The 19,621-nt window shown below is 29.5% G+C and carries 16 protein-coding genes and 3 tRNA genes; 6 read left to right on the top strand and 13 right to left on the bottom strand.

The genetic code is table 11. The features are described 5' to 3' along the window. Positions 1 to 24: 24 nt before the first annotated feature. The 3 genes from HNV10_RS09310 to HNV10_RS09320 all read right to left on the bottom strand — a co-directional run bounded on the left by HNV10_RS09310 (position 25) and on the right by HNV10_RS09320 (position 347). Positions 25 to 98: transfer RNA gene (locus HNV10_RS09310), tRNA-Arg, on the bottom strand. Between the two features lie 34 nt (positions 99 to 132). Beyond that, positions 133 to 207: transfer RNA gene (locus HNV10_RS09315), tRNA-Pro, on the bottom strand. 51 nt (positions 208 to 258) lie between these two features. After that, a tRNA-Ser gene (locus tag HNV10_RS09320) sits at positions 259 to 347 on the bottom strand. 458 nt (positions 348 to 805) lie between these two features. On the opposite strand from HNV10_RS09320, the gene HNV10_RS09325 reads away from it, so the two are divergent. Next, a complete protein-coding gene (locus HNV10_RS09325; RefSeq protein ID WP_173301083.1) occupies positions 806 to 1,219 on the top strand; it encodes a hypothetical protein in 414 nt (137 codons plus the stop codon). Here HNV10_RS09325 and HNV10_RS09330 read toward each other — a convergent pair. The 8 genes from HNV10_RS09330 to tsaD all read right to left on the bottom strand — a co-directional run bounded on the left by HNV10_RS09330 (position 1,206) and on the right by tsaD (position 7,574). After that, a complete protein-coding gene (locus tag HNV10_RS09330) occupies positions 1,206 to 2,387 on the bottom strand; it encodes a class I SAM-dependent methyltransferase (RefSeq protein ID WP_173301084.1) in 1,182 nt (393 codons plus the stop codon). The genes HNV10_RS09325 and HNV10_RS09330 overlap by 14 nt on opposite strands. Positions 2,388 to 2,393: 6 nt before the next feature. Continuing rightward, positions 2,394 to 3,482 carry an AI-2E family transporter gene (locus HNV10_RS09335; RefSeq protein WP_173301515.1) on the bottom strand — a complete coding sequence of 363 codons (1,089 nt, stop codon included), beginning with the start codon at positions 3,480 to 3,482 and terminating at the stop codon, positions 2,394 to 2,396. 48 nt (positions 3,483 to 3,530) lie between these two features. Beyond that, positions 3,531 to 4,037, bottom strand: coding sequence for a TrmH family RNA methyltransferase (locus HNV10_RS09340; RefSeq protein ID WP_173301085.1), 507 nt, complete (start codon positions 4,035 to 4,037; stop codon positions 3,531 to 3,533). Positions 4,038 to 4,074: 37 nt separating this feature from the next. Continuing rightward, positions 4,075 to 4,407, bottom strand: a complete 333-nt coding sequence (locus HNV10_RS09345; RefSeq protein ID WP_173301086.1) for a hypothetical protein — start codon at positions 4,405 to 4,407, stop codon at positions 4,075 to 4,077. 28 nt (positions 4,408 to 4,435) lie between these two features. Then, positions 4,436 to 5,077, bottom strand: a complete 642-nt coding sequence (locus HNV10_RS09350; protein WP_173301087.1) for a DUF4159 domain-containing protein — start codon at positions 5,075 to 5,077, stop codon at positions 4,436 to 4,438. Positions 5,078 to 5,081: 4 nt separating this feature from the next. Then, the gene (locus HNV10_RS09355; protein WP_173301088.1) at positions 5,082 to 5,786 is read right to left on the bottom strand and encodes a 16S rRNA (uracil(1498)-N(3))-methyltransferase; all 705 of its coding nucleotides are present in this window, start codon (positions 5,784 to 5,786) and stop codon (positions 5,082 to 5,084) included. Next, on the bottom strand, positions 5,786 to 6,418 hold the full coding sequence (locus HNV10_RS09360) for a peptidylprolyl isomerase (RefSeq protein WP_173301089.1): 633 nt from the start codon (positions 6,416 to 6,418) through the stop codon (positions 5,786 to 5,788). Before HNV10_RS09360 ends, HNV10_RS09355 begins: the two co-directional genes overlap by 1 nt. Positions 6,419 to 6,551: 133 nt before the next feature. After that, positions 6,552 to 7,574 carry a tRNA (adenosine(37)-N6)-threonylcarbamoyltransferase complex transferase subunit TsaD gene (gene tsaD / locus HNV10_RS09365; protein WP_173301090.1) on the bottom strand — a complete coding sequence of 341 codons (1,023 nt, stop codon included), beginning with the start codon at positions 7,572 to 7,574 and terminating at the stop codon, positions 6,552 to 6,554. Between the two features lie 174 nt (positions 7,575 to 7,748). On the opposite strand from tsaD, the gene HNV10_RS09370 reads away from it, so the two are divergent. The 5 genes from HNV10_RS09370 to HNV10_RS09390 all read left to right on the top strand — a co-directional run bounded on the left by HNV10_RS09370 (position 7,749) and on the right by HNV10_RS09390 (position 15,551). Next, positions 7,749 to 12,149, top strand: coding sequence for a translocation/assembly module TamB domain-containing protein (locus HNV10_RS09370; protein WP_241695489.1), 4,401 nt, complete (start codon positions 7,749 to 7,751; stop codon positions 12,147 to 12,149). A 136-nt stretch (positions 12,150 to 12,285) separates the two neighbouring features. Then, positions 12,286 to 13,272 (top strand): 6-phosphofructokinase, encoded by a 987-nt coding sequence (pfkA, locus tag HNV10_RS09375; protein WP_173301091.1) that lies wholly within the window; start codon positions 12,286 to 12,288, stop codon positions 13,270 to 13,272. 31 nt (positions 13,273 to 13,303) lie between these two features. Continuing rightward, positions 13,304 to 14,305, top strand: coding sequence for a type I glyceraldehyde-3-phosphate dehydrogenase (gap, locus tag HNV10_RS09380; protein ID WP_173301092.1), 1,002 nt, complete (start codon positions 13,304 to 13,306; stop codon positions 14,303 to 14,305). Positions 14,306 to 14,383: 78 nt separating this feature from the next. After that, complete coding sequence (locus HNV10_RS09385; RefSeq protein ID WP_173301093.1) at positions 14,384 to 15,256, top strand: N-acetylglucosamine kinase; 873 nt, start codon at positions 14,384 to 14,386, stop codon at positions 15,254 to 15,256. A gap of 109 nt (positions 15,257 to 15,365) precedes the next feature. Further along, entirely contained in the window at positions 15,366 to 15,551 is a 186-nt protein-coding gene (locus HNV10_RS09390; RefSeq protein WP_173301094.1) for a hypothetical protein, read from the top strand. Between the two features lie 82 nt (positions 15,552 to 15,633). Here HNV10_RS09390 and HNV10_RS09395 read toward each other — a convergent pair whose 3' ends face one another. Together HNV10_RS09395 and HNV10_RS09400 are read right to left on the bottom strand one after the other, a co-directional pair. Then, entirely contained in the window at positions 15,634 to 17,565 is a 1,932-nt protein-coding gene (locus HNV10_RS09395; RefSeq protein WP_173301095.1) for a DUF3857 domain-containing protein, read from the bottom strand. Positions 17,566 to 17,567: 2 nt separating this feature from the next. Then, positions 17,568 to 19,478, bottom strand: a complete 1,911-nt coding sequence (locus HNV10_RS09400) for a DUF3857 domain-containing protein (RefSeq protein ID WP_173301096.1) — start codon at positions 19,476 to 19,478, stop codon at positions 17,568 to 17,570. Positions 19,479 to 19,621: the final 143 nt, after the last annotated feature.

Here is a 19,621-nt window from a genome sequence, read left to right on the forward strand (position 1 = left end):
TAACAGAAATGTTAAGGCTTTTTGTGATCGCACTAGGATTCGAACCTAGGACCGCCTGCTTAGAAGGCAGGTGCTCTATCCAGCTGAGCTATGCGACCATTTAGAGTAAACTCTAAAATAAATCAATAAAAGTCGGGGTGGCAGGATTCGAACCTGCGGCCTCCACGTCCCAAACGTGGCGCGATAACCGGGCTACGCTACACCCCGAATTTAGTAATAAAAAATACTTTCAGTCGCATATGCTGAAGTAAATTTTTGCGGAGAGACAGGGATTCGAACCCTGGGTAAGTGTTTCCACCTACGACGATTTAGCAAACCGCTCCTTTCGGCCACTCAGGCACCTCTCCAATAAATAAATGAACGTGATTCATTAAAAATGCGGATGCAAAGGTAACTTTTCATATTAAAGAAAACAACATTTTTATTGAGTTTTTGATAAAAAAAAATAATAAGATTTTCAACTAGTCTATAAATAGGTATTTATCAGCCTTATAGGAAGAAAATAGAGATTTTTATATTTACTAAATCAATGAAATATGTAGAATTTCATTGTGCTACAATTTAAAATTATTTAGGAATTAAGTCAAAATTACGGTTTTAACTATTTGAATATAAAAGCCTTTTATAAAATATGAACTGCAATTTTTATCGATAAATGCTTTTGCTCAGTTGAATTCATTCCGAAAAATGTGCATTTCATCGAAAATATTAAACTTTTTATCGGTAAAGTTTAATACATTTTATATGTTTGCAGTCCCAAATTAAATGATTTAAGGATAAAACTTATTTCAAAAATTAAATAAAAATGAAAAACCTACTAAAGTTAACGGCTAGTTTTGGCCTAATCTTATTGTTCTCTGCTTGTACAGCAACAATTGAAGACTATACAATTGAAAATGAGAGCGTAGCTGCACCATTAAATCCACCTTGTGATAATGAAGACCCAAAAACAAGGGTAGTTAATAACGGAACCGTTTCGTTTAATTTAGAAGTTTTAACGGCAGATGGTTCTACAGTTGTATCAATATTAAATATTCCTCCAAATTCTACTACATCTTGGGCTAGTTTTTCTGAAAACGAAGTTATGTTTTCTTTAAAAGGTTCAAATTTTAACGTAGCAGATGATAAGGTTTTGATACAGATGGATAACTGTATGGCTTATGAAATTGAAGTAAACGGTAGCAATGAGATAGTCTCATATGTTCCTACAATACTTTAGAGCAGACTATTATAATTTTATGGTCATTGATATCTGTTGTAAAAAATAGATAAACGTTACCACCATGTTTTATTTTTAGTTTTTTCCGAATTTCATCTACTGAAAGCGGGAAGTTTCTAGTAGTAATATTTGCTTTAGATATATTTTCTTTTGACAATGATTTTTTGTTGAAGGGTAGTGTAGTTTTTATTATAAAACGTCTACCTGGAAAATCTAAAAGCGCGTTAGACGTATATAAATGTGAATGTTGATGTAGTTTATTAATCTTTAAACTTTCACTAACTGAATTAAAACCTCCAGACTTTAATACAGCTGCATTTGGTTCGTATAAATAGGATAGGGGTTTGCTGAAAGTTGCATTAGCACTATATTCTTCATTAAAAACATACTCAAAAAACTGTGATTTTATTTGTTTTAAATTCACAGTTTTTACTTTTGGAGAACCTTCAAAATTTCTTTCTATAATCCATAGTAATTCTTTGACTTCGTTATTGCTTGCAACAATGTGGATTTCTTTTACATGGTTTATCTCAGTTAAAATCGCTGATAAATCTAATAATGGCGATGTTTTTATCATCACATTTTTAGAGTATTTTAAAAATAATGCTTGATGTGCCTTTATGTTAGGTTCACAATCTTCTATTAGAAACACCTTTTTCTTTAGATTATCTCTTCTTGAAGGGTCAATATAAATCCAATCAAACGTTTGGTCTACCTGTTTTAAGACTTCAATTCCATTTTCATTTATGCATCTAATGTTTGATACATTTAGTGCTTTATAATTATGATTAACTATGTCTGAAAGTTCAGTATTTATCTCACAATGGGTAATTTTATCAATTTTTTTAGCAAAATAAAAAGTATCAACACCAAATCCTCCAGTAAGGTCAATAAGTTTAGTACCAGAAACTAAACTAGCCTTGTATTCTGCAGTAGTTTCTGAAGATGTTTGTTCAATGTTTAGTTTATTGGGATAGTATATATTCGCTTTATTAAACCAATTTGGTAGTTTTTTTAAACAGCGTTTTTTAGATTCAATTTGTTCAACAATTTGTTTAGCGTCTATAGCTTTAAAAGGAACTCCTTTCAATAATAATTTTGTAATGTCAGAATTTAAATTTGAGTTTATAAATTCTTGAATTTCAGTATTTAATAGTTCTTTCTTCAAATTAATTTATAAACCTTTTGTAAACTTTTTTACAATTTTATATTCAGATAAAAATTCTTTTAAAATAACTTTTATTGCTGTGTAAGTTGGTACAGCGACAATCATCCCAACTATTCCAAATAGAATACCTGCTATAACAATGACTAAAAATATTTCTAAAGGGTGAGATTTTACGCTTTTTGAGAATATATAAGGCTGACTAAAAAAATTGTCAACCAATTGTGCTATAATAAAACCAATCATTACATACGTTGTCTTCGGTAAAATAACGTCGCTAAAACTTTCACCTAAATTACTAGACATGCTTAATAACAACATTAAAAATCCACTTACTAAAGGGCCAACGTAAGGAACTAGGTTGAGAAGTGCGCATAAAAATGCAATAACAATAGCGTTATCTATACCAAAGATTAATAGTACAATTGTATAGATTATAAAAAGGATTAAAATTTGAAATATAAGACCAACAAAATATCGAGATAGCAAATCTTTTATAGTATTAATGGAACGTTTAGAGCGTTCTTCATTGCCACTAGGTACAAATACCATTATTCCATCTTCAAACAATTTACTGTCTTTTAAAAAGAAAAATGAAATAAATAATACAGAAAATAAACCAATACTAAAACTACCCAAGCCACTGATAAAACTATTTAAAAAATTTGGAATGATTGCAAAATCTAACTTAGAAAGTACATTAGAGTCTTTTATGGATTGCTCAACATCAATATTATTAAATTCAAAATAAGTAATTATTTGATCGTAAAGGTCTTCTACATTAACCTGTAATTCTTCAATATTTAAAAGAGAAAGGTTGTGTCCTTGTTCTACAATAAGCGGAATAAATAAACCAACTAAGCCTATTAATAAACCTAGTAAAAAGGCCATTGTAACTACTACAGAAATAGTATTATTAAATTTTAGTTTGCGTCTTAAAAAAATAATAATTGGTCTACCAATAAGCGAAATTACAGCTGCTATAGCAATGTAGATAATAACGGATTGAATTTTAAAAAGAAAATATAATACTAAAGCAATTGCCAAAATTATACCTAGTGCTCTTAAAATGCCTTTGGCTATGGTTTTTGAATTCATTTCTTTTTGTTTACTCAAAGATGCTGAAATTTATTCAGCAAGGCAAATTTAGGAATTAAGTTGTTTTGTTATTTCGTAAAGTGCAATACTAGTAGCTTGTACCACATTCATACTACTATTATTACCATACATATTAATATGTACTATACTATCAACCTGGTTTAATACAGTTTCAGATATTCCAAAATTCTCGTCACCTAAAATTAGGGCAATTGGTTTGTTAGAGTTTAATTTAAACTCTGTTAAAGGTTGGCTTTGCTCAGTAATTTCTAATGCAATAAGATAATAGTTTTTAGACTTTAAGGCGTCAATTTGAGATTCAATATTTTCTTCAATGCAATGAGATATGTACTTTTCTGTAGAACGTGAGGTTTTTTTAATTCGTTTACCGAGAGAAACATTAGTACCACAAAATATAATTTCTTCTATTCCAAAAGCATCTGCAATTCTAAATAAACTACCAATATTTGGAGCGTTGCTAACGCTATCGCATACAACTGTGATTGTATGTTTCTGTTTTTTAAAGTTTGTATTGTAGTGAGTTAGTTGCTTCAAGTTATTTATAAAAAAAATATAAGTAAACAGAGTTTTTTTAATCTACCATTGTTCTATTAAAGTTACTAGACTTTTTTTTCATTTCTGCCCAAAACCAAATAGGAATTGATCCTGATAGGGTAGAAATAAATCCAAAATCCCACAAAAAATATGTTGTGATCGCAGCTAAAATAAACCCTGTTAAAACATAAATATAATTATCAACTGCATATAAACGATTAATATGCTTTTTAGTAAAGTTTCCACAATGTTTACAGCGATGCTTAAATTCATTTGCCCTTGTTTCCATTAATAAGCCATATCTATCTGTAGCTTTTGTTTTTAAGTAATTGTCTTTTTTGCAAGAGCTACAACGGTAACTTAATTTCATTTTTTAGCTTCTGTTTTTATTTTGGCAGCTAATTCTCAAAAGCATACTTTATAATATTAGCTCCCATTTTCAGAGCTTTTTCTCTTACATCTTCTGGGTCGTTATGTACTTCTTGGTCTTCCCAGCCGTCACCTAAATCACTCTCAAAGGTAAATAATAAGACCAGTCTGTTTTCTTGAAAAATTCCAAAAGCTTGTGGTGCTTTACCATTGTGTTCGTGGATTTTTGGTAATCCGTTTGAAAAATTAAAGGCAGCATTAAAAATGTCATGATTTTTAGGAATTTCTACTAGTTCACTATTAGGAAACACTTTTTTTAGCTCTTTTGTAATGTAGGGTTCCATACCGTAGTTATCATCAATATGAAGAAACCCACCTGAGATAAGATAGTTTCTTAGATTTTGTGCATCATCTTCACTGAAAAACACATTTCCATGACCTGTCATGTGTAAAAATGGGAACTGAAAAATATCTGTACTACCAACTTCTACAGTCTGAACACTTTCATTAATTTGGGTGTCGATATTTTCATTACAATATTTCACTAAATTAGGCAATGCTGTAGGGTTACTATACCAATCGCCTCCACCTTTATATTTTAATATTGCAACATCTTGAGAAAATATTAAAAGGGTGAAAAATGTAAAATAAAAAGTAAAAATAGTTTTCATCTAATTATTCATTTAAAAAAGCAACAGAGTGGCAAGCAGCAATAGCTGCTGTTTCTGTTCTTAAACGCGTGTTACCCAAAGTTACAGGAATAAAATTGTGTTGCAAGGCTATTTCAATTTCTTTAACGCTAAAATCGCCTTCCGGACCAATTAAAATAGTATAATCCGCTTTAGGTGCTAACTGAGATTTTAAAGATTTTTTATCAGTTTCTTCGCAATGCGCAATGAAGTTTTGGCTATTAAATTCTTGCTTAATAAAATCTTTAAAAAGCATAGGTGTATTTAGCTTTGGTAAATAACATTGTAATGATTGTTTCATTGCCGATTGAATAATTTTTTCAAATCGTTCTGTCTTTACAACTTTGCGTTCACTATGATCACAGATAATAGGTGTTATAGTGTTAATGCCAATTTCTGTAGCTTTTTCTAAAAACCACTCGTATCTGTCATTCATTTTTGTTGGTGCAACAGCCAAATGCAAATTATAATTTTGTTTAGGTCTAAAATTTTTAGAAGTTATATTTACAACACAATTTTTCTGTTCTGCAATGGTTATTTCTGCTGTAAATAACCAACCTTTACCATTAGTTATATGTAAAATATCACCTTCTTTTTTTCTTAAAACTTTAGCAATGTGTTTGCTTTCGTCTTTATCGAATTTAAAACTGGTGTCGTTTTCAGATATATTTGGATTATAAAAAAGTTGCATTACTCTAATTCTTCAGAAAATTTTAAAACAATAATTTCTTCTATTGCTGTTTTTGCTTCGGTTTTTACAACTAAATAATATTTGTTGTTTTCAATGTCATCTATAGTAAAAACCTCACCAATAGCATGTGTTTTATTAAATGCAATTTCATCAAAAGCTGTAGACATATCTCCAGATTTTATCCAGCCAGTATCACCTCCCATTTTTGCAGTAGGACCAGAAGAATTATGCTTTGCTAAATCTTTAAATCTATAACCTTCTTTATGTAGAGCAAGTACTTTATTCCTTTTTGCTTTAGCTTCTTTTGTTGAAGTATTTGAGGCATCAAATACAATGATATCAAATCTTGAAAACATGACTTCAGATTTATCAATGATTTTGTAATAGGTTTTTTTAAAGTCGGTCTTAATTACCTTTTTTCCTCCTTTAGCTAAATTAAACAAATCATTAGCCAATCTTGTTTTATGTTTAGCTCTATTAAACGTAAACAGTTTGCCTTGTTTTGGTTTGTTAGCCTTTAAAAAAGAGGTTGCTTCTTCAGAGCTAGAAATTGAATCTAATTGTTGCTCTATAGTCTCTTGAGAAAAACAAATTATAGGTATTAATAAGATAATTGTAAAAAAATACTTCATGTTTATTATGCTTTTGATTTAGGTATTACAAAACAACTAAATTTTAAAGTACCATTGCGGCAATGCCATAAAGATGTTAACAGATGTTTTAACAATTTTAAACTAATTTTTTTCTATTGAATTAGTTTCCAAATTAAATCTTTAATCTCGCAGTTGCCATAACATCAAAATCAGAAAAATCTTTTTCTAGATACTTAAGGTAACCAACAATAGCAATCATTGCCGCGTTATCTGTAGTATATTCAAATTTTGGGATATAGCTTGTCCATCCAAATTTGTCTTCAGCATCTTTTAAAGCTTTTCTTATACCAGAATTTGCAGAAACGCCTCCACCAATAGCAATATGATTAATGCCAGTTTGTTTTACGGCTAATTTTAATTTTGTCATTAAAATCCCAATAATTGTATATTGAATTGAAGCACAGATATCGTTTATATTCTCTTCAATAAAATTAGGGTTAGCCTTAACTTCTCGCTGCACAAAGTAAAGAATGTTAGTTTTTAAGCCTGAAAAGCTAAAGTTTAAACCATCTACTTTAGGTTTGGTAAATTGATAAGCTTTAGGATTACCAAGTTGTGCTCTTCTGTCAATTTCTGGACCTGCAGGATAACCTAAGCCTAAAATTTTTCCGCTTTTATCGTAGGCTTCACCAACAGCATCGTCAATAGTTTCACCAATGACTTCCATTTCAAAATAGCTCTTAACCTTCACTATTTGTGTATGTCCACCAGAAATAGTCATAGCCAAAAATGGAAAAGGAGGTTTTTTATGGTCTTCTTCGTTTATAAAATGCGCTAAAATATGCGCTTGCATATGGTTAACATCTATTAAAGGAATATCTAAACCGTAGGCCACTGATTTTGCAAACGACGTACCCACTAATAAAGAGCCCATTAAACCAGGTCCTCTTGTAAATGCAATAGCACTTAATTGTTCTTTTGTTATTCCTGCTTTTTCTATCGCTTGATGAACTACAGGTACTATGTTTTGTTGATGTGCACGCGAAGCTAATTCTGGTACAACTCCACCATATTCTGCATGTATTTTTTGATCAGCAACAACATTACTTAAAATCGTATCATTACAAAGAATAGCAGCAGATGTGTCATCGCAAGAAGATTCAATTCCGAGGATATAAATATTTTCTTTTTCCATAGTCGATATTAGGCACAATAATTGTTAATTTTACATATTAAAATCCATTACCATATAAAATAACGTATTGTAAGGACAAAGGTAATAAGTTTTAAAACATTTAAACGTAAAAATTCTATCAAGCGGATACTTAAAATATTAGGAAAATTAGTAGCAATCATTTTGTTACTTTTTTTGATTTTATTTTTAATTCTTTCCATTCCAGCAGTTCAAACAAGGTTAGGAAGATACGTTACAGATAGATTAAATAATGATTTTAAAACAGACATTAATGTTGGTAGAGTAGGATTGCAGCTAAATGGTGATGTAGAGTTAAAAGAAATTTTAATTAGAGATTATAAAAAAGATACACTTATTAGTGTTGGTGAATTAAATAGTTCTATCATTAGTTTTAGAAATTTAATCAATACGAAATTAAATTTTGGAGATATCGATATTCAGAATTTAGTTTTTAATCATAAAACATACAAAGGTGATGTAGAGAGTAATTTAGATATTTTTGTTGCTAAATTCGATAGTGATAACCCTAGAGTTGGCCCTAGTGAATTTTTGTTTTCTTCAAGTGACTTATCTATAGAAGGTGGTGTTTTTAAATTAATTGACGAAAATTTAGAAACACCTCAAATTTTTGAGTTTTCCGAACTCAATGCCAACGCTACCAATTTCTTAATTAATGGTCCAGAGGTAAGTACGCGCATTAATAAATTTAGTTTTAGAGACAGTAGAGGCATAGCGGTTGAAAATTTAATGGCAAATTTTGAGTACACGCTAAATCATATGATTTTTGGTGATCTAAATATTAAAACAAAAGCATCAGAATTAAAAGGCGATTTAAGATTTAATTATAAGCGAGAAGATTTAAAATATTTTAAAGACAAGGTAAATGTAGTTGCCAGTTTTAGAGATTCGGATATTTCTTTAACAGAACTTAATGCTTTCTTTGATGAATTTGGCACTAACCAAAATGCTAAGTTAAATGCAGATTTATCTGGAACTTTAAATAATCTTATAGCAACAAATCTCAACGTTAGCACTTCTTCTAACACTAAAATTATTGGAGATATAACCTTTAAAAACTTATTTAGTAGAGAAGATGATAGTTTTGCATTAAATGGAGATTTTCAAAATTTAGCATCAAATTATAGAGATTTGACAGCCCTTATGCCGAGGCTTTTGGGTAATTCTATTCCGAGTGTAATTTCTAAAGTAGGTAACTTTAGTATACAAGGTACATCAATTATAACGGCTAAATCTGTTGAAGCAGATATTGATATAAATACAGATTTGGGTTTTGTAAAATCGGATTTACTTTTAACTGATATAGATAATATTGATAATGCTAATTACATCGGAAACGTTGTTTTAAAAGAGTTTGATATTGGTAAGCTTATTAATGATCCTTTAGTGAAAACAACCACATTAAACCTCGATGTTGATGGTAAAGGATTCACAATAGACAATCTTAGATCAGATGTAAGAGGTGAAGTGTCTACCTTAGAATACAATGGTTATACTTACAGAGATATTGAGCTTTCAGGTAATTTAGGTAACAAAATTTTTAACGGAATTATAAATGCCGAAGACTTAAATCTACAACTCAATTTTAATGGATTGGTAGATTTTTCTGAGGATATTAAAAAATTCGACTTTAAAGCAAAAGTAGGCTATGCTAACCTTAACAAATTAAACTTTGTTACAAGAGATAATGTTTCAGAATTTAGAGGATTAGTAACTATGAACGGCACAGGTTCTACGTTTAATAATGCAGAAGGTGCTATAAATATTAAAAATACAACGTACAAAAATCAAGATGGAAGTTATGCATTTCAAGATTTTGATATCGTATCTTCTTTTAATAAAAATGAACGTACCATTGCCATAAACTCTCCAGATATTATTAGCGGAAATATTACGGGTCAGTTTAATATTGAAGATATAGTAGGATTAATTGAAAATTCAGTAGGAAGTATCTATACTAACTACGTACCAAATATATTAGAAGAAGGACAATACCTTAACTTTAAGTTTGATATTTACTCAAAAATTGCAGCAGTATTTTATAAAGAATTAACATTAGGAAAAAACACATTTATTGAAGGACGTATTGAAACAGACGAAAAAGGTTTTGAACTCAGTTTTAATTCTCCAGAGATAAAGTTTAAGGATTATTTTGCCAATAAAATTAATCTAAGTATCGATAATAGCAATCCTTTATATAATACATATATTGAAATAGACAGTATAGGAACAGGTATATATAATGCATCACAATTCAGTTTAATTAATGTAACAAAACGTGATACCTTATTAATTAAATCCGAATTTAAAGGCGGCACAAATAATACTGATAATTATAATTTAAATCTATTTTACACTATAGACGAATCTAATCAATCTGTTGTTGGTATTAGAAAATCTGATGTACGTTTTAAGGGTTATAATTGGTTATTAAATTCTAATAAAGACACCTTAAATAAAATCAGATTTGACAGAGCTTTTAAAGCGTTTGAGGTATTTCCTATTAGTATTACTAATAATGATGAAGAAATTTTAGTATCTGGTAAAATATCAGATTCTTTAAATAAAGATTTTAAAGTTGACATTAAAGATGTAGAACTCGTAAAAATAACACCTCGTATAGATAGTTTAGCACTTAAAGGATTAGTAAACGGAAAACTACAAGTCCTAGAAAATGATGGTGTTTATTTACCTAAGTCTAATATAGAAATTAGTGGTCTTTTTGTAAATGATTACGATTTAGGAAACCTAAAAGCTAATATTGAAGGAAATAATTCAATCACAGATTACAAAGTAGATGTAACATTAATTAATGATAATCTAAAATCTTTAGGAGCAAAAGGAACCATTGATGTTTCAGAGCAAAACCCAACCATAAACTTAGATGTTACGTTTGAAGAATTTTTACTAGATCCATTAAACCCGTTAGGAGAAGGTGTAATAAGTAATATTAGAGGCTTAGTTTCTGGTTATGCAAAAGTTAATGGTAGTTTAAAAAAACCGAGTATTGATGGCGAATTGTTGTTAGATAGAGCAGGTATGTCAATACCATACTTAAATGTAGATTATGGTTTTGATTTTGATTCTAAAGTTGAATTAAAAGGTCAGCAATTTATATTTAAAAATGTTGCAATGACAGATTCAGAATATTTTTCAAATGGAAATTTAAATGGTTTTATTGAACATCATAATTTTTCGGATTGGAGATTAGGTTTAAGACTAAATACAGATAGACTATTAGTTTTAAATACCGAAGAGTCTGAAGACGAACTTTATTATGGAACAGGCTTTATATCCGGAATAGCAGAAATAAAAGGACCAACAGAACAACTAGTTATAGAAGTTAATAATGGAAGAACCGAATCTGGTACGGAGTTTTTTATTCCTTTAAATGATTCGGAAAGTTTTGGAGACAACTCGTATATACATTTTTTAAGTCCTGAAGAAAAATTAACACGAGTAAAAGGTAAAATTTTAGAGCAAATAGAAGTAAAAGGTTTAATCTTAGATTTTGACCTCAATGTTAACCAAAACGCTACTATAGAAATTGTAATAGATAAAGAAGCAGGTAGTACAATAAAAGGAAAAGGAGAAGGAACGCTTAACTTCTTTATCAATACAAACGGAACCTTTAATATGTATGGTGATTTTACAGTTTATGAAGGCTTTTATAATTTTAAGTATGGTGGTTTTGTTGAGAAGAAATTTAAGGTAGAACAAGGCGGAAGTATCGTTTGGCAAGGAGACCCAATGGGTGCAGAATTAAATTTAAAAGCGGTTTATTCAGCACCTGCAAACCCTTCTGTTTTATTAGACAATCCAATTACCCAAAGTATTGATGTAGAGGTAGAAATACACTTAACAGGTCAACTAGAACAACCAGAACCAGAATTCGATTTTAGATTTCCAGGAGTAAGTTCTACCGTTAAATCCGAGTTAGAGTATAGATTGTCTTCTAAAGAAGAAAAAGATAACCAAGCTTTAATATTTTTAGCAACAGGTGGTTTTTCTAATGGCATACAGGGCGCAAATTTTACAGGTACAATATCAGAACGATTAACAGGTATTATAAATAATCTTTTTGGTGCCAATAATGGTAATTTAGATGTTGGTTTTGATTTTGAATTAGGACAGGACACACCAGATCTTCAAACCAATAATAAAGTAGGTGTTACACTCCAAACCAAAATAAGCGATAAAATATTGGTTAACGGTAAAGTTGGAGTTCCATTTGGTAGTGCAAGTCAAACCGTAATTAGTGGAGATGTGCAAATAGATTTCTTATTAAATGAAGATGGTACATTAAGAGCTAAAGTATTTAACAGAGAAAACAGTATTGTTTACCTTGGGGATGAAATTGGTTATACACAAGGTGTAGGTTTATCTTATAATGTAGAATTTGATACCTTTAAAGAATTTATTCATAAAATCTTTTCAAGTAAAAATAAAAAGGAAAAGACAGTTAAAAAAGAAGAACAAAAAAACACAGAAGATAAAAGTGATTTTATGCCAGATTTCATGTCAGTAAAAAAAGAAAATGGCAAAAAGAAGTCTTAATATCCTTAAAATTTTAAATTAATTTAAAATACTTATTAACGAAAACGTTTGAATTAGTTTTTCATAGAATATTTATGATAATAGTCACATTTTTCTATGTATTGTTTATTAATTTTACTGCAAATAAATATTATAAATGCTACAAACAATTAAAAAAATAGGTGTTTTAACATCTGGAGGCGATGCTCCAGGAATGAATGCTGCAATTAGATCAGTGGTAAGAGCTTGTGCTTTTCATGATATAAAATGCTACGGTATTTATAGAGGCTATGAAGGAATGATTGATGGTGACTTTGTAGAAATGGATGCGCGTAGTGTAAAAGGTATTATTAATAAAGGCGGTACTGTTTTAAAATCTGCAAGATCAAATAAATTTAGAACCAAAGAAGGAAGACAAATTGCATACGATAAATTAAGAGAAGCTGGTATTGATGCTTTTGTAGTTATTGGAGGAGATGGTAGTTTTACAGGTGCCATGATCTTTAATCAAGAATTTAATTTTCCGGTAATGGGAATTCCTGGGACTATTGATAACGATATCTATGGTACTACTCATACTTTAGGGTATGATACAGCTTTAAATACAGTTGTAGATGTAATAGATAAAATTAGAGATACTGCAAGTTCTCATAACAGATTATTCTTTATAGAAGTAATGGGACGTGATGTAGGACATATTGCATTAAACGTTGGTATAGGTGCTGGTGCTGAAGAAATTTTAATACCAGAAGAAGATTTAGGACTAGATCGTTTAGTTGAGTCATTAAGACGAAGTAAAGCTTCAGGAAAATCCTCGAGTATAGTTATCGTAGCCGAAGGTGATAAAATAGGTAAAAGTGTTTTTGAACTAAAAGACTATGTTGACGAAAACATGGCTGAGTACGAGGTTCGTGTTTCTGTTTTAGGGCATATGCAACGTGGTGGATCTCCTTCTTGTTTTGATAGAGTTTTAGCAAGTAGAATGGGAGTAAAAGCAGTAGAAAGTTTAATTACTGGTAAAAGTAATTATATGGTTGGTATTAAAAATGATGTAATGGATTTAACACCATTTGATCAAGCTGTGAAAGGAAAATCTAAAATAAACATGGAACTATTAAGAGTTTCAGATATAATGTCAATTTAATAAAAACAAAAATTTAATTAATAATAAAAAAATGGCAAATTTAAAATTAGGAATCAACGGATTCGGTAGAATAGGTAGAATAGTATTTAGAGCAACAGTAAAGCGTAATGATGTAGATGTTGTAGCAATAAATGATTTGTTAGATGTAGAACATTTAGCCTACCTTTTAAAATATGATTCAGTACACGGAAGATTTGATGGTACAGTTGAGGTTAAAGACGGACACTTAGTTGTAGACGGAAAAACAATTAGAATTACTGCAGAAAAAGACCCAAAAAACTTAAAGTGGGATGAAGTAGGAACAGATGTTGTTGCTGAGTGTACAGGTATTTTTACAACATTAGAAACAGCACAATATCATATTGATGGTGGTGCTAAAAAAGTTGTTATTTCTGCACCAAGTAAAGATGCACCAATGTTTGTAATGGGTGTAAATGACGGAGAATTAACTGCAAGTAACACTATTGTGTCTAACGCATCTTGTACAACTAACTGTTTAGCACCAATAGCTAAAGTTATTGAAGATAATTTTGGAATAGAGGAAGCTTTAATGACAACAATCCACGCTTCAACTTCTACACAATTTACAGTAGACGCACCTTCTCGTAAAAATTACCGTTTAGGACGTTCAGCTATTGTAAATATTATACCTTCTTCTACAGGTGCTGCAAAAGCGGTAGGGAAAGTAATTCCTGAATTAGATGGGAAATTAACAGGTATGGCTTTTAGAGTACCAACAGCAGATGTTTCTGTTGTAGATTTAACAGTAAAAACTTCAAAAGAAACGTCTTTAGAAGATATTAAAGCAGCTATGAAAAAAGCAGCTGAAGGATCTATGGAAGGTGTTTTAGGATATACTGAGGATGCAGTTGTATCTCAAGATTTTGTTAGTGAAGTAAGAACAAGTGTTTTTGATGCAGATGCATCTATAGAGCTTAATTCTAAATTCTTCAAATTAATATCTTGGTACGATAATGAATTTGGGTATTCTAATAAAATGATTGATTTAGCTCAGAAGGTTAATAGCCTTTAAGACATTTTAATAATTCCGAAAATTCCGTAGGATTATGTATTGTCATAGGCTACGGAATTTTTTTATATATACATTATCATGATTTTAATTACAGATGGTGGTTCTACAAAATGCGATTGGATTGCAATTGATAAAAACGGTAAACAAACCGTTGATAAAATTAGAACCAAAGGTTTGAATCCTGCTATTGTAGCAGAAAAAAAATTAATCAAAACAATTCGTAAGAGTAAAGAATTAATGGCAATTGCCGATGAGGTATCGTATATTTATTTTTATGGTGCTGGTTGTGGTACCGATAAGCCTACATTATTACTAAAGTCAATTTTAGAATTTTATTTTAAAAATGCTATAGTAGAAGTTAGAGAAGATACCTATGCAGCGGTAAGAGCATGTATAAATACTAATGATGAAGCAGCAGTGGTTTGTATTTTAGGTACAGGCTCTAACTGTAGTTATTATGATGGTAGAGATTTACATCAACGCGTATCTAGTTTAGGCTTTATTTTAATGGATGATGCCAGCGGAAATTATTTTGGTAAGCAATTGATAAGAGATTATTACTTTAATAAAATGCCAGATACAATTAGCGTAGCATTTGCACATAAACACAACTTAGAAGCAGACTATATTAAATACAACTTATATAAGCAAACTAATCCTAGTGCTTATTTAGCGGATCATGCTGAGTTTATGTTTATTAATAAAGATTCAGAATATATTAGCAATCTTATAACTAACGGAATTCGCTTGTTTACAGAAAATATGATTCTTCAGTATAAAGAAGAATTAAAAGCAGGAATCCCAGTTCACTTTGCAGGTTCTATAGCTTATTTTGGTCAGGCTGAAATTAAAAAAGTAGCAGAAGAATATGGTTTTAAAATTGGTAATTTTGTAAGAAGGCCTATTGAAGGCTTAGTAAATTATCATATAAAAAATTTAAAAGCAGAGTAGGGTAAACCTATTTTGTTTATTTCCTGTTAATAAAACTAGGTTAAGGTATTGTAAAACTTATATTTTGGTTATATCTTTGCAGTATTAAAACGTAAACGAAACAAGAATTATGTTCGAATTTGATCAGTATTTAGGATTTTTAGCATTTTTAACCATTTTAACAATAGGATTTTGGTTAATGATTTTCCTTTTAACTTTTGTAATACCTTATTGGGTGTTTGGTTCTGCAATGGAGCGTTTTAAAGAGATTAAAGAAGAAAAGAAAGCTGCGCGTGAAGGTTTAACGCTAGAGTAAATTTTAACTATCATATAAATAAAAAGAGCGCAATTTGCGCTCTTTTTTAGTTTGTATTATTAAGTAATTCTATTAACTCTTATTATAATTTCTTAAACAATATGCTTTTTTTACTAAAATCATATGCAGCATTTACAACAGATTTGTAATCTTCGTAATGTTTTAAGTCCATATTTAATTTATAATAACCTTCAGTTACATTAATGGTGATAATATTATTTTCAATACTATAGTCCGAAACAAATTTACACGCCGTGTCATTATTAATAATGACGTTACGGTTTATTTTAGTGTCATCTAAACCTTTAACTTCATAACCTTCTGGTATTGGAATAGAAAATGTGTATTTATATTCTATTAAACTTCTTAATTCAATAGGGTTAATACGCTCAGATTCTTGGTATAGTTCATTTTGGGTTCCAATGACTTTTCCAAAATTAAGCATAAAATCTTCATTTATTTCATCTATTAGACTTTCAGCTTGGTACGTGTAATTTATTTCTAGAGGTGTATTATTTGCAGATAGAGAGAGTGCTTCGTTATTAATCTCAAAGTTTTTAAAATCAACATCTTCAATTCCTGAAGCTCCTGTAAAAGTTTTAAACTCATTTAGATCTCTAGTTTTAAAATATTTGTAAGCACCTCTACCACTGGTGGCTCTATATCCTGTGTTTTGTTGTTTACAATTTACAGTAGCTAATACATTATCAGTATCTAAAGTAAATACATAATCTCGTTTTATCATATTGTCTTTTGCATTAGGAGCTTCTATCTGTTTAAAACGTCTACCTTCAGCATTAATAAAAACACCATAATTACCAATAGTTTCCCAAGGCGCAAAATTTAGTCTTGTATTAACATGATCTGGTTCTATATACTTTTTTTCCTCTATAAAATATATTAAAGCAGTCTGTAAATTACTGTTTGAAAAAAAGTTTGAATCGAATTTATGGTTAAACCTATTTGAAGTAAGTACTAACTCGTAATCAATTTGTTCGGAATTTAATAAGCACGTATAAAGCCTAATTATTCCTTGCTCTGTAGCTTGTTTATTTTTAAAGATATGTTTTAACTGCGATAATTCTTCAGAGTGTGTACGTATAATATTGTATGAAGAGGTTATATATTCGCAAATATTAGTTATAATTTCTTCAGAATTGCCTTTAGGTTTGTTTTCCGCAAATTTTTTGTAATGATTAACGAGTGAGCGATGTTTGTTTGGCTGTATGCTAATATATTTACTTCTAATATTATTCTCTAAACCTCGCCACATTTGAGAATCTGAAGGGATACCTACAGCTACTTGGTACAAAACCTTCATTCTATTTGCAGATGGGCTAGCGTTGCTTTCGTCTGTCATTCCTTTAACGTTAGTTACAGTAGTTATTAACGCTTCTTTATTTCCATCAACTTTTTCTGTTTGCATATTAGGAAAACCATTATAGCCTTTTACACGGTATTTTAAAGCACGTGGTTTTCTAATAATCACTACAGCTTCTTTAACAAAATATTCTTTTTGTATTACAATAGATCCTAAACTTGTGGTTTTGTTTTCTAACGTATAAATAAATTCTAATTGAGAGTCTTTTGTTAAACCTTCAATGGCAAAAATTTTAAAGCCTCCATAATTTTTTACATTTTCTAGCTCCTTTATATTGTTTTTGTCTAAGTATTTTACATCTCCATTGCTTTGAGTAACGCGCGCTTTTATATCAATTACTCTTTTTACGTTGCGCATTGGGATATACACTCTATTATGACTTTTTATGCCTTTTTCAGTATTTATTCTAATGATACTGTGTTTTGTTTCAAACAGTTTAAAACTTCGTCCTAAAACAGGTTGATAATACTGAATTAAATATTTTTCTTTAATCGCAACGGAAGGTTCTTTTAATTCAGATGTGTTGAGTTCATAAAATTCTTGGTTTTCTTCCCAATCATGACTCTTATAAAGTTGTGCAGAAGCAGTAATTGAAATTAATACTAGTATTAGAGTTAATAAGCTTTTTTTCATGATTATAGATGGGTTAAAACTATGGATTGTTTGTTGGCTTTATTTAAGGCTTTTATAAAATGATTCCAGTCCTCGATATCTATGACTTCAATTTTCAATGTATTTATTGTAATGTGTTTTTCAATCTCTAGTATTTTAGAGTCCTGAGATAGTTTATATTGTATTTTAAAATTAAAATATGGATGATTAAAATTAGAATTTTCAGGAATGGTAATATCTGCATAATCACCTGAAATGTTAAGTTTTGTGATAAAAGATTTTTTGTATTTATGATTGATTTTTTTATCAAAATCCTTCTCTTCGTTCTTTACAATTTCAGATAATAAATTAAAATCTAAATGAGGTTTTAGGTAAATATTATTTTCTATTTTTTTAATGTAACGTTCAGTTTCTGAACTAAATTCAATTAAAAGCGTATCGTCAGCAAGTTCAAGATTTTTATATTTTATATCTTTTATATGAGTCCTTTTTTTGCCGAATTTAAGTGCTGATTCTAAAAAGCTAATATCATCATTATCTTTTCTTTCTAATTTATGATGCATATGTAGTTTTTCAAAACCTGTTAATTCAACTTTATGATTTCCTATTAAAGTTGTGTTACTAAGCTCTAGTTCAGAAAAAATGGTCGATGTGTTTTGAGATGCAGGTACTTCTGGTACTTTTATTATTTTAAACTCTGTTTCACTCAATCCAATGAGTGCTTCTTTTCCTTGTATAGAAGGTGAAGGGAAACCGTAACCTAAATATTTAGCAGTTGCATCTAAGAAGGTGTAATTATCATTAATTTTTACAGCAGTAATCATATGATTATCTGTTATAGGAGTAGGTACATCAGTGTAAGAATATGGTTTTTTACGTGTACCAATCCAAGTTAAATAAGAATTGATACCTGCATAATGCAACATTTGGTTTAATAAATTGGCCATATCCTTACAATCACCATATTTGTTGACGTAAATATTTTTAGCATCTCTTGGAATAAAACCATTTAAACCATCTTCAAATGCGATATAATTAATTTCATTTTGAACGAAATAGTAGATTTTTTTTATTTTTTCTTCTTCAGATTCTATTCCTTTAATTAATTCTAATGATTTGTTTTTTAATTCACTTTGGTCAGTATTATTAATATTTCTAATTAAAGACCTATACCAAGAATATAAATCACTAGTATTAGAAAGAACAGGAAAAGATTCTCCATTTATTGTGTAAGATTTGATATGTACTATAATTTGAGGAATGTAATAGATGGGTGAGAAATCATAATTTCTATTAATCTTAGGTATAGATTTTAAAGTCCATTTATAAGTAGTTATGTCACTGTCTTTTATTTCTTCGAAATTAGTATCAATATTCTCCAAATTAAAGGTTGTAAAAGCTACATCAACATCATTTGGAAAACTAATACTTACTTCTGCCTTTTCTATAGGTACATTATCACTAATTAAAAATGACGGAAGAAAATGTGGGTCATTAATGGTTTTTTCGTAACTTAAATGTGTTATAGAGCCCTTATTTACGTTAGGAAAAGAGAAACTCTTCTTCTTCTGGTCATTATAAAATACACCTCTAACTAAAACATCTTCATCATTAAAATCACGAACAAAGCTTTTTGTTATTTTATCAGAAATATTATTTTCTGTGAAAGCAGTAATGTTTTTTATAGTATTAAACGTATTATAATTTACACTTTCAGTAGCATGTGTTAAACGTTTATTAGTAAGATAGAAATCTTTTCTATTAACAATTTCTTTTATTGAAAGACTGCTTTTAGATTTTGTAATACTTATATGCTTATTTAAGGATAATGTTATAACATCGTCTTCTGGATACGTAGCATTATATTCATCTAAGTTTTGTGAATAACAAAAAAAAGAAGTTAAAACCAAAAATAGTAATGAAAGAGTTTTCAATTAGTTAGTAGGTAGGGTTGAGTATTCTCAAATGTAATAAAAATCTTATTTTTTATAAAAGAAAATATAGAATAATTACAGTAAGTAGTTGTTTTTAATATATGTATCTAATTAAAAAGGTTTAACTAATTAGTTAATGATAC

The organism is Winogradskyella litoriviva (assembly GCF_013249065.1).
In the GTDB taxonomy this organism is placed as follows: Bacteria; Bacteroidota; Bacteroidia; order Flavobacteriales; family Flavobacteriaceae; genus Winogradskyella; species Winogradskyella litoriviva.

What these genes read in the sequence shown, in the direction of transcription:
- HNV10_RS09325 (WP_173301083.1), top strand. Translation starts at nt 806, where the DNA reads ATGAAAAACCTACTAAAGTTAACGGCTAGTTTTGGCCTAATCTTATTG.
- HNV10_RS09335 (WP_173301515.1), bottom strand. Translation starts at nt 3,482, where the DNA reads ATGAATTCAAAAACCATAGCCAAAGGCATTTTAAGAGCACTAGGTATA.
- gap (WP_173301092.1), top strand. Translation starts at nt 13,304, where the DNA reads ATGGCAAATTTAAAATTAGGAATCAACGGATTCGGTAGAATAGGTAGA.
- HNV10_RS09390 (WP_173301094.1), top strand. Translation starts at nt 15,366, where the DNA reads ATGTTCGAATTTGATCAGTATTTAGGATTTTTAGCATTTTTAACCATT.
- HNV10_RS09350 (WP_173301087.1), bottom strand. Translation starts at nt 5,077, where the DNA reads ATGAAAACTATTTTTACTTTTTATTTTACATTTTTCACCCTTTTAATA.
- HNV10_RS09385 (WP_173301093.1), top strand. Translation starts at nt 14,384, where the DNA reads ATGATTTTAATTACAGATGGTGGTTCTACAAAATGCGATTGGATTGCA.
- HNV10_RS09345 (WP_173301086.1), bottom strand. Translation starts at nt 4,407, where the DNA reads ATGAAATTAAGTTACCGTTGTAGCTCTTGCAAAAAAGACAATTACTTA.
- pfkA (WP_173301091.1), top strand. Translation starts at nt 12,286, where the DNA reads ATGCTACAAACAATTAAAAAAATAGGTGTTTTAACATCTGGAGGCGAT.
- tsaD (WP_173301090.1), bottom strand. Translation starts at nt 7,574, where the DNA reads ATGGAAAAAGAAAATATTTATATCCTCGGAATTGAATCTTCTTGCGAT.
- HNV10_RS09355 (WP_173301088.1), bottom strand. Translation starts at nt 5,786, where the DNA reads ATGCAACTTTTTTATAATCCAAATATATCTGAAAACGACACCAGTTTT.
- HNV10_RS09395 (WP_173301095.1), bottom strand. Translation starts at nt 17,565, where the DNA reads ATGAAAAAAAGCTTATTAACTCTAATACTAGTATTAATTTCAATTACT.
- HNV10_RS09360 (WP_173301089.1), bottom strand. Translation starts at nt 6,418, where the DNA reads ATGAAGTATTTTTTTACAATTATCTTATTAATACCTATAATTTGTTTT.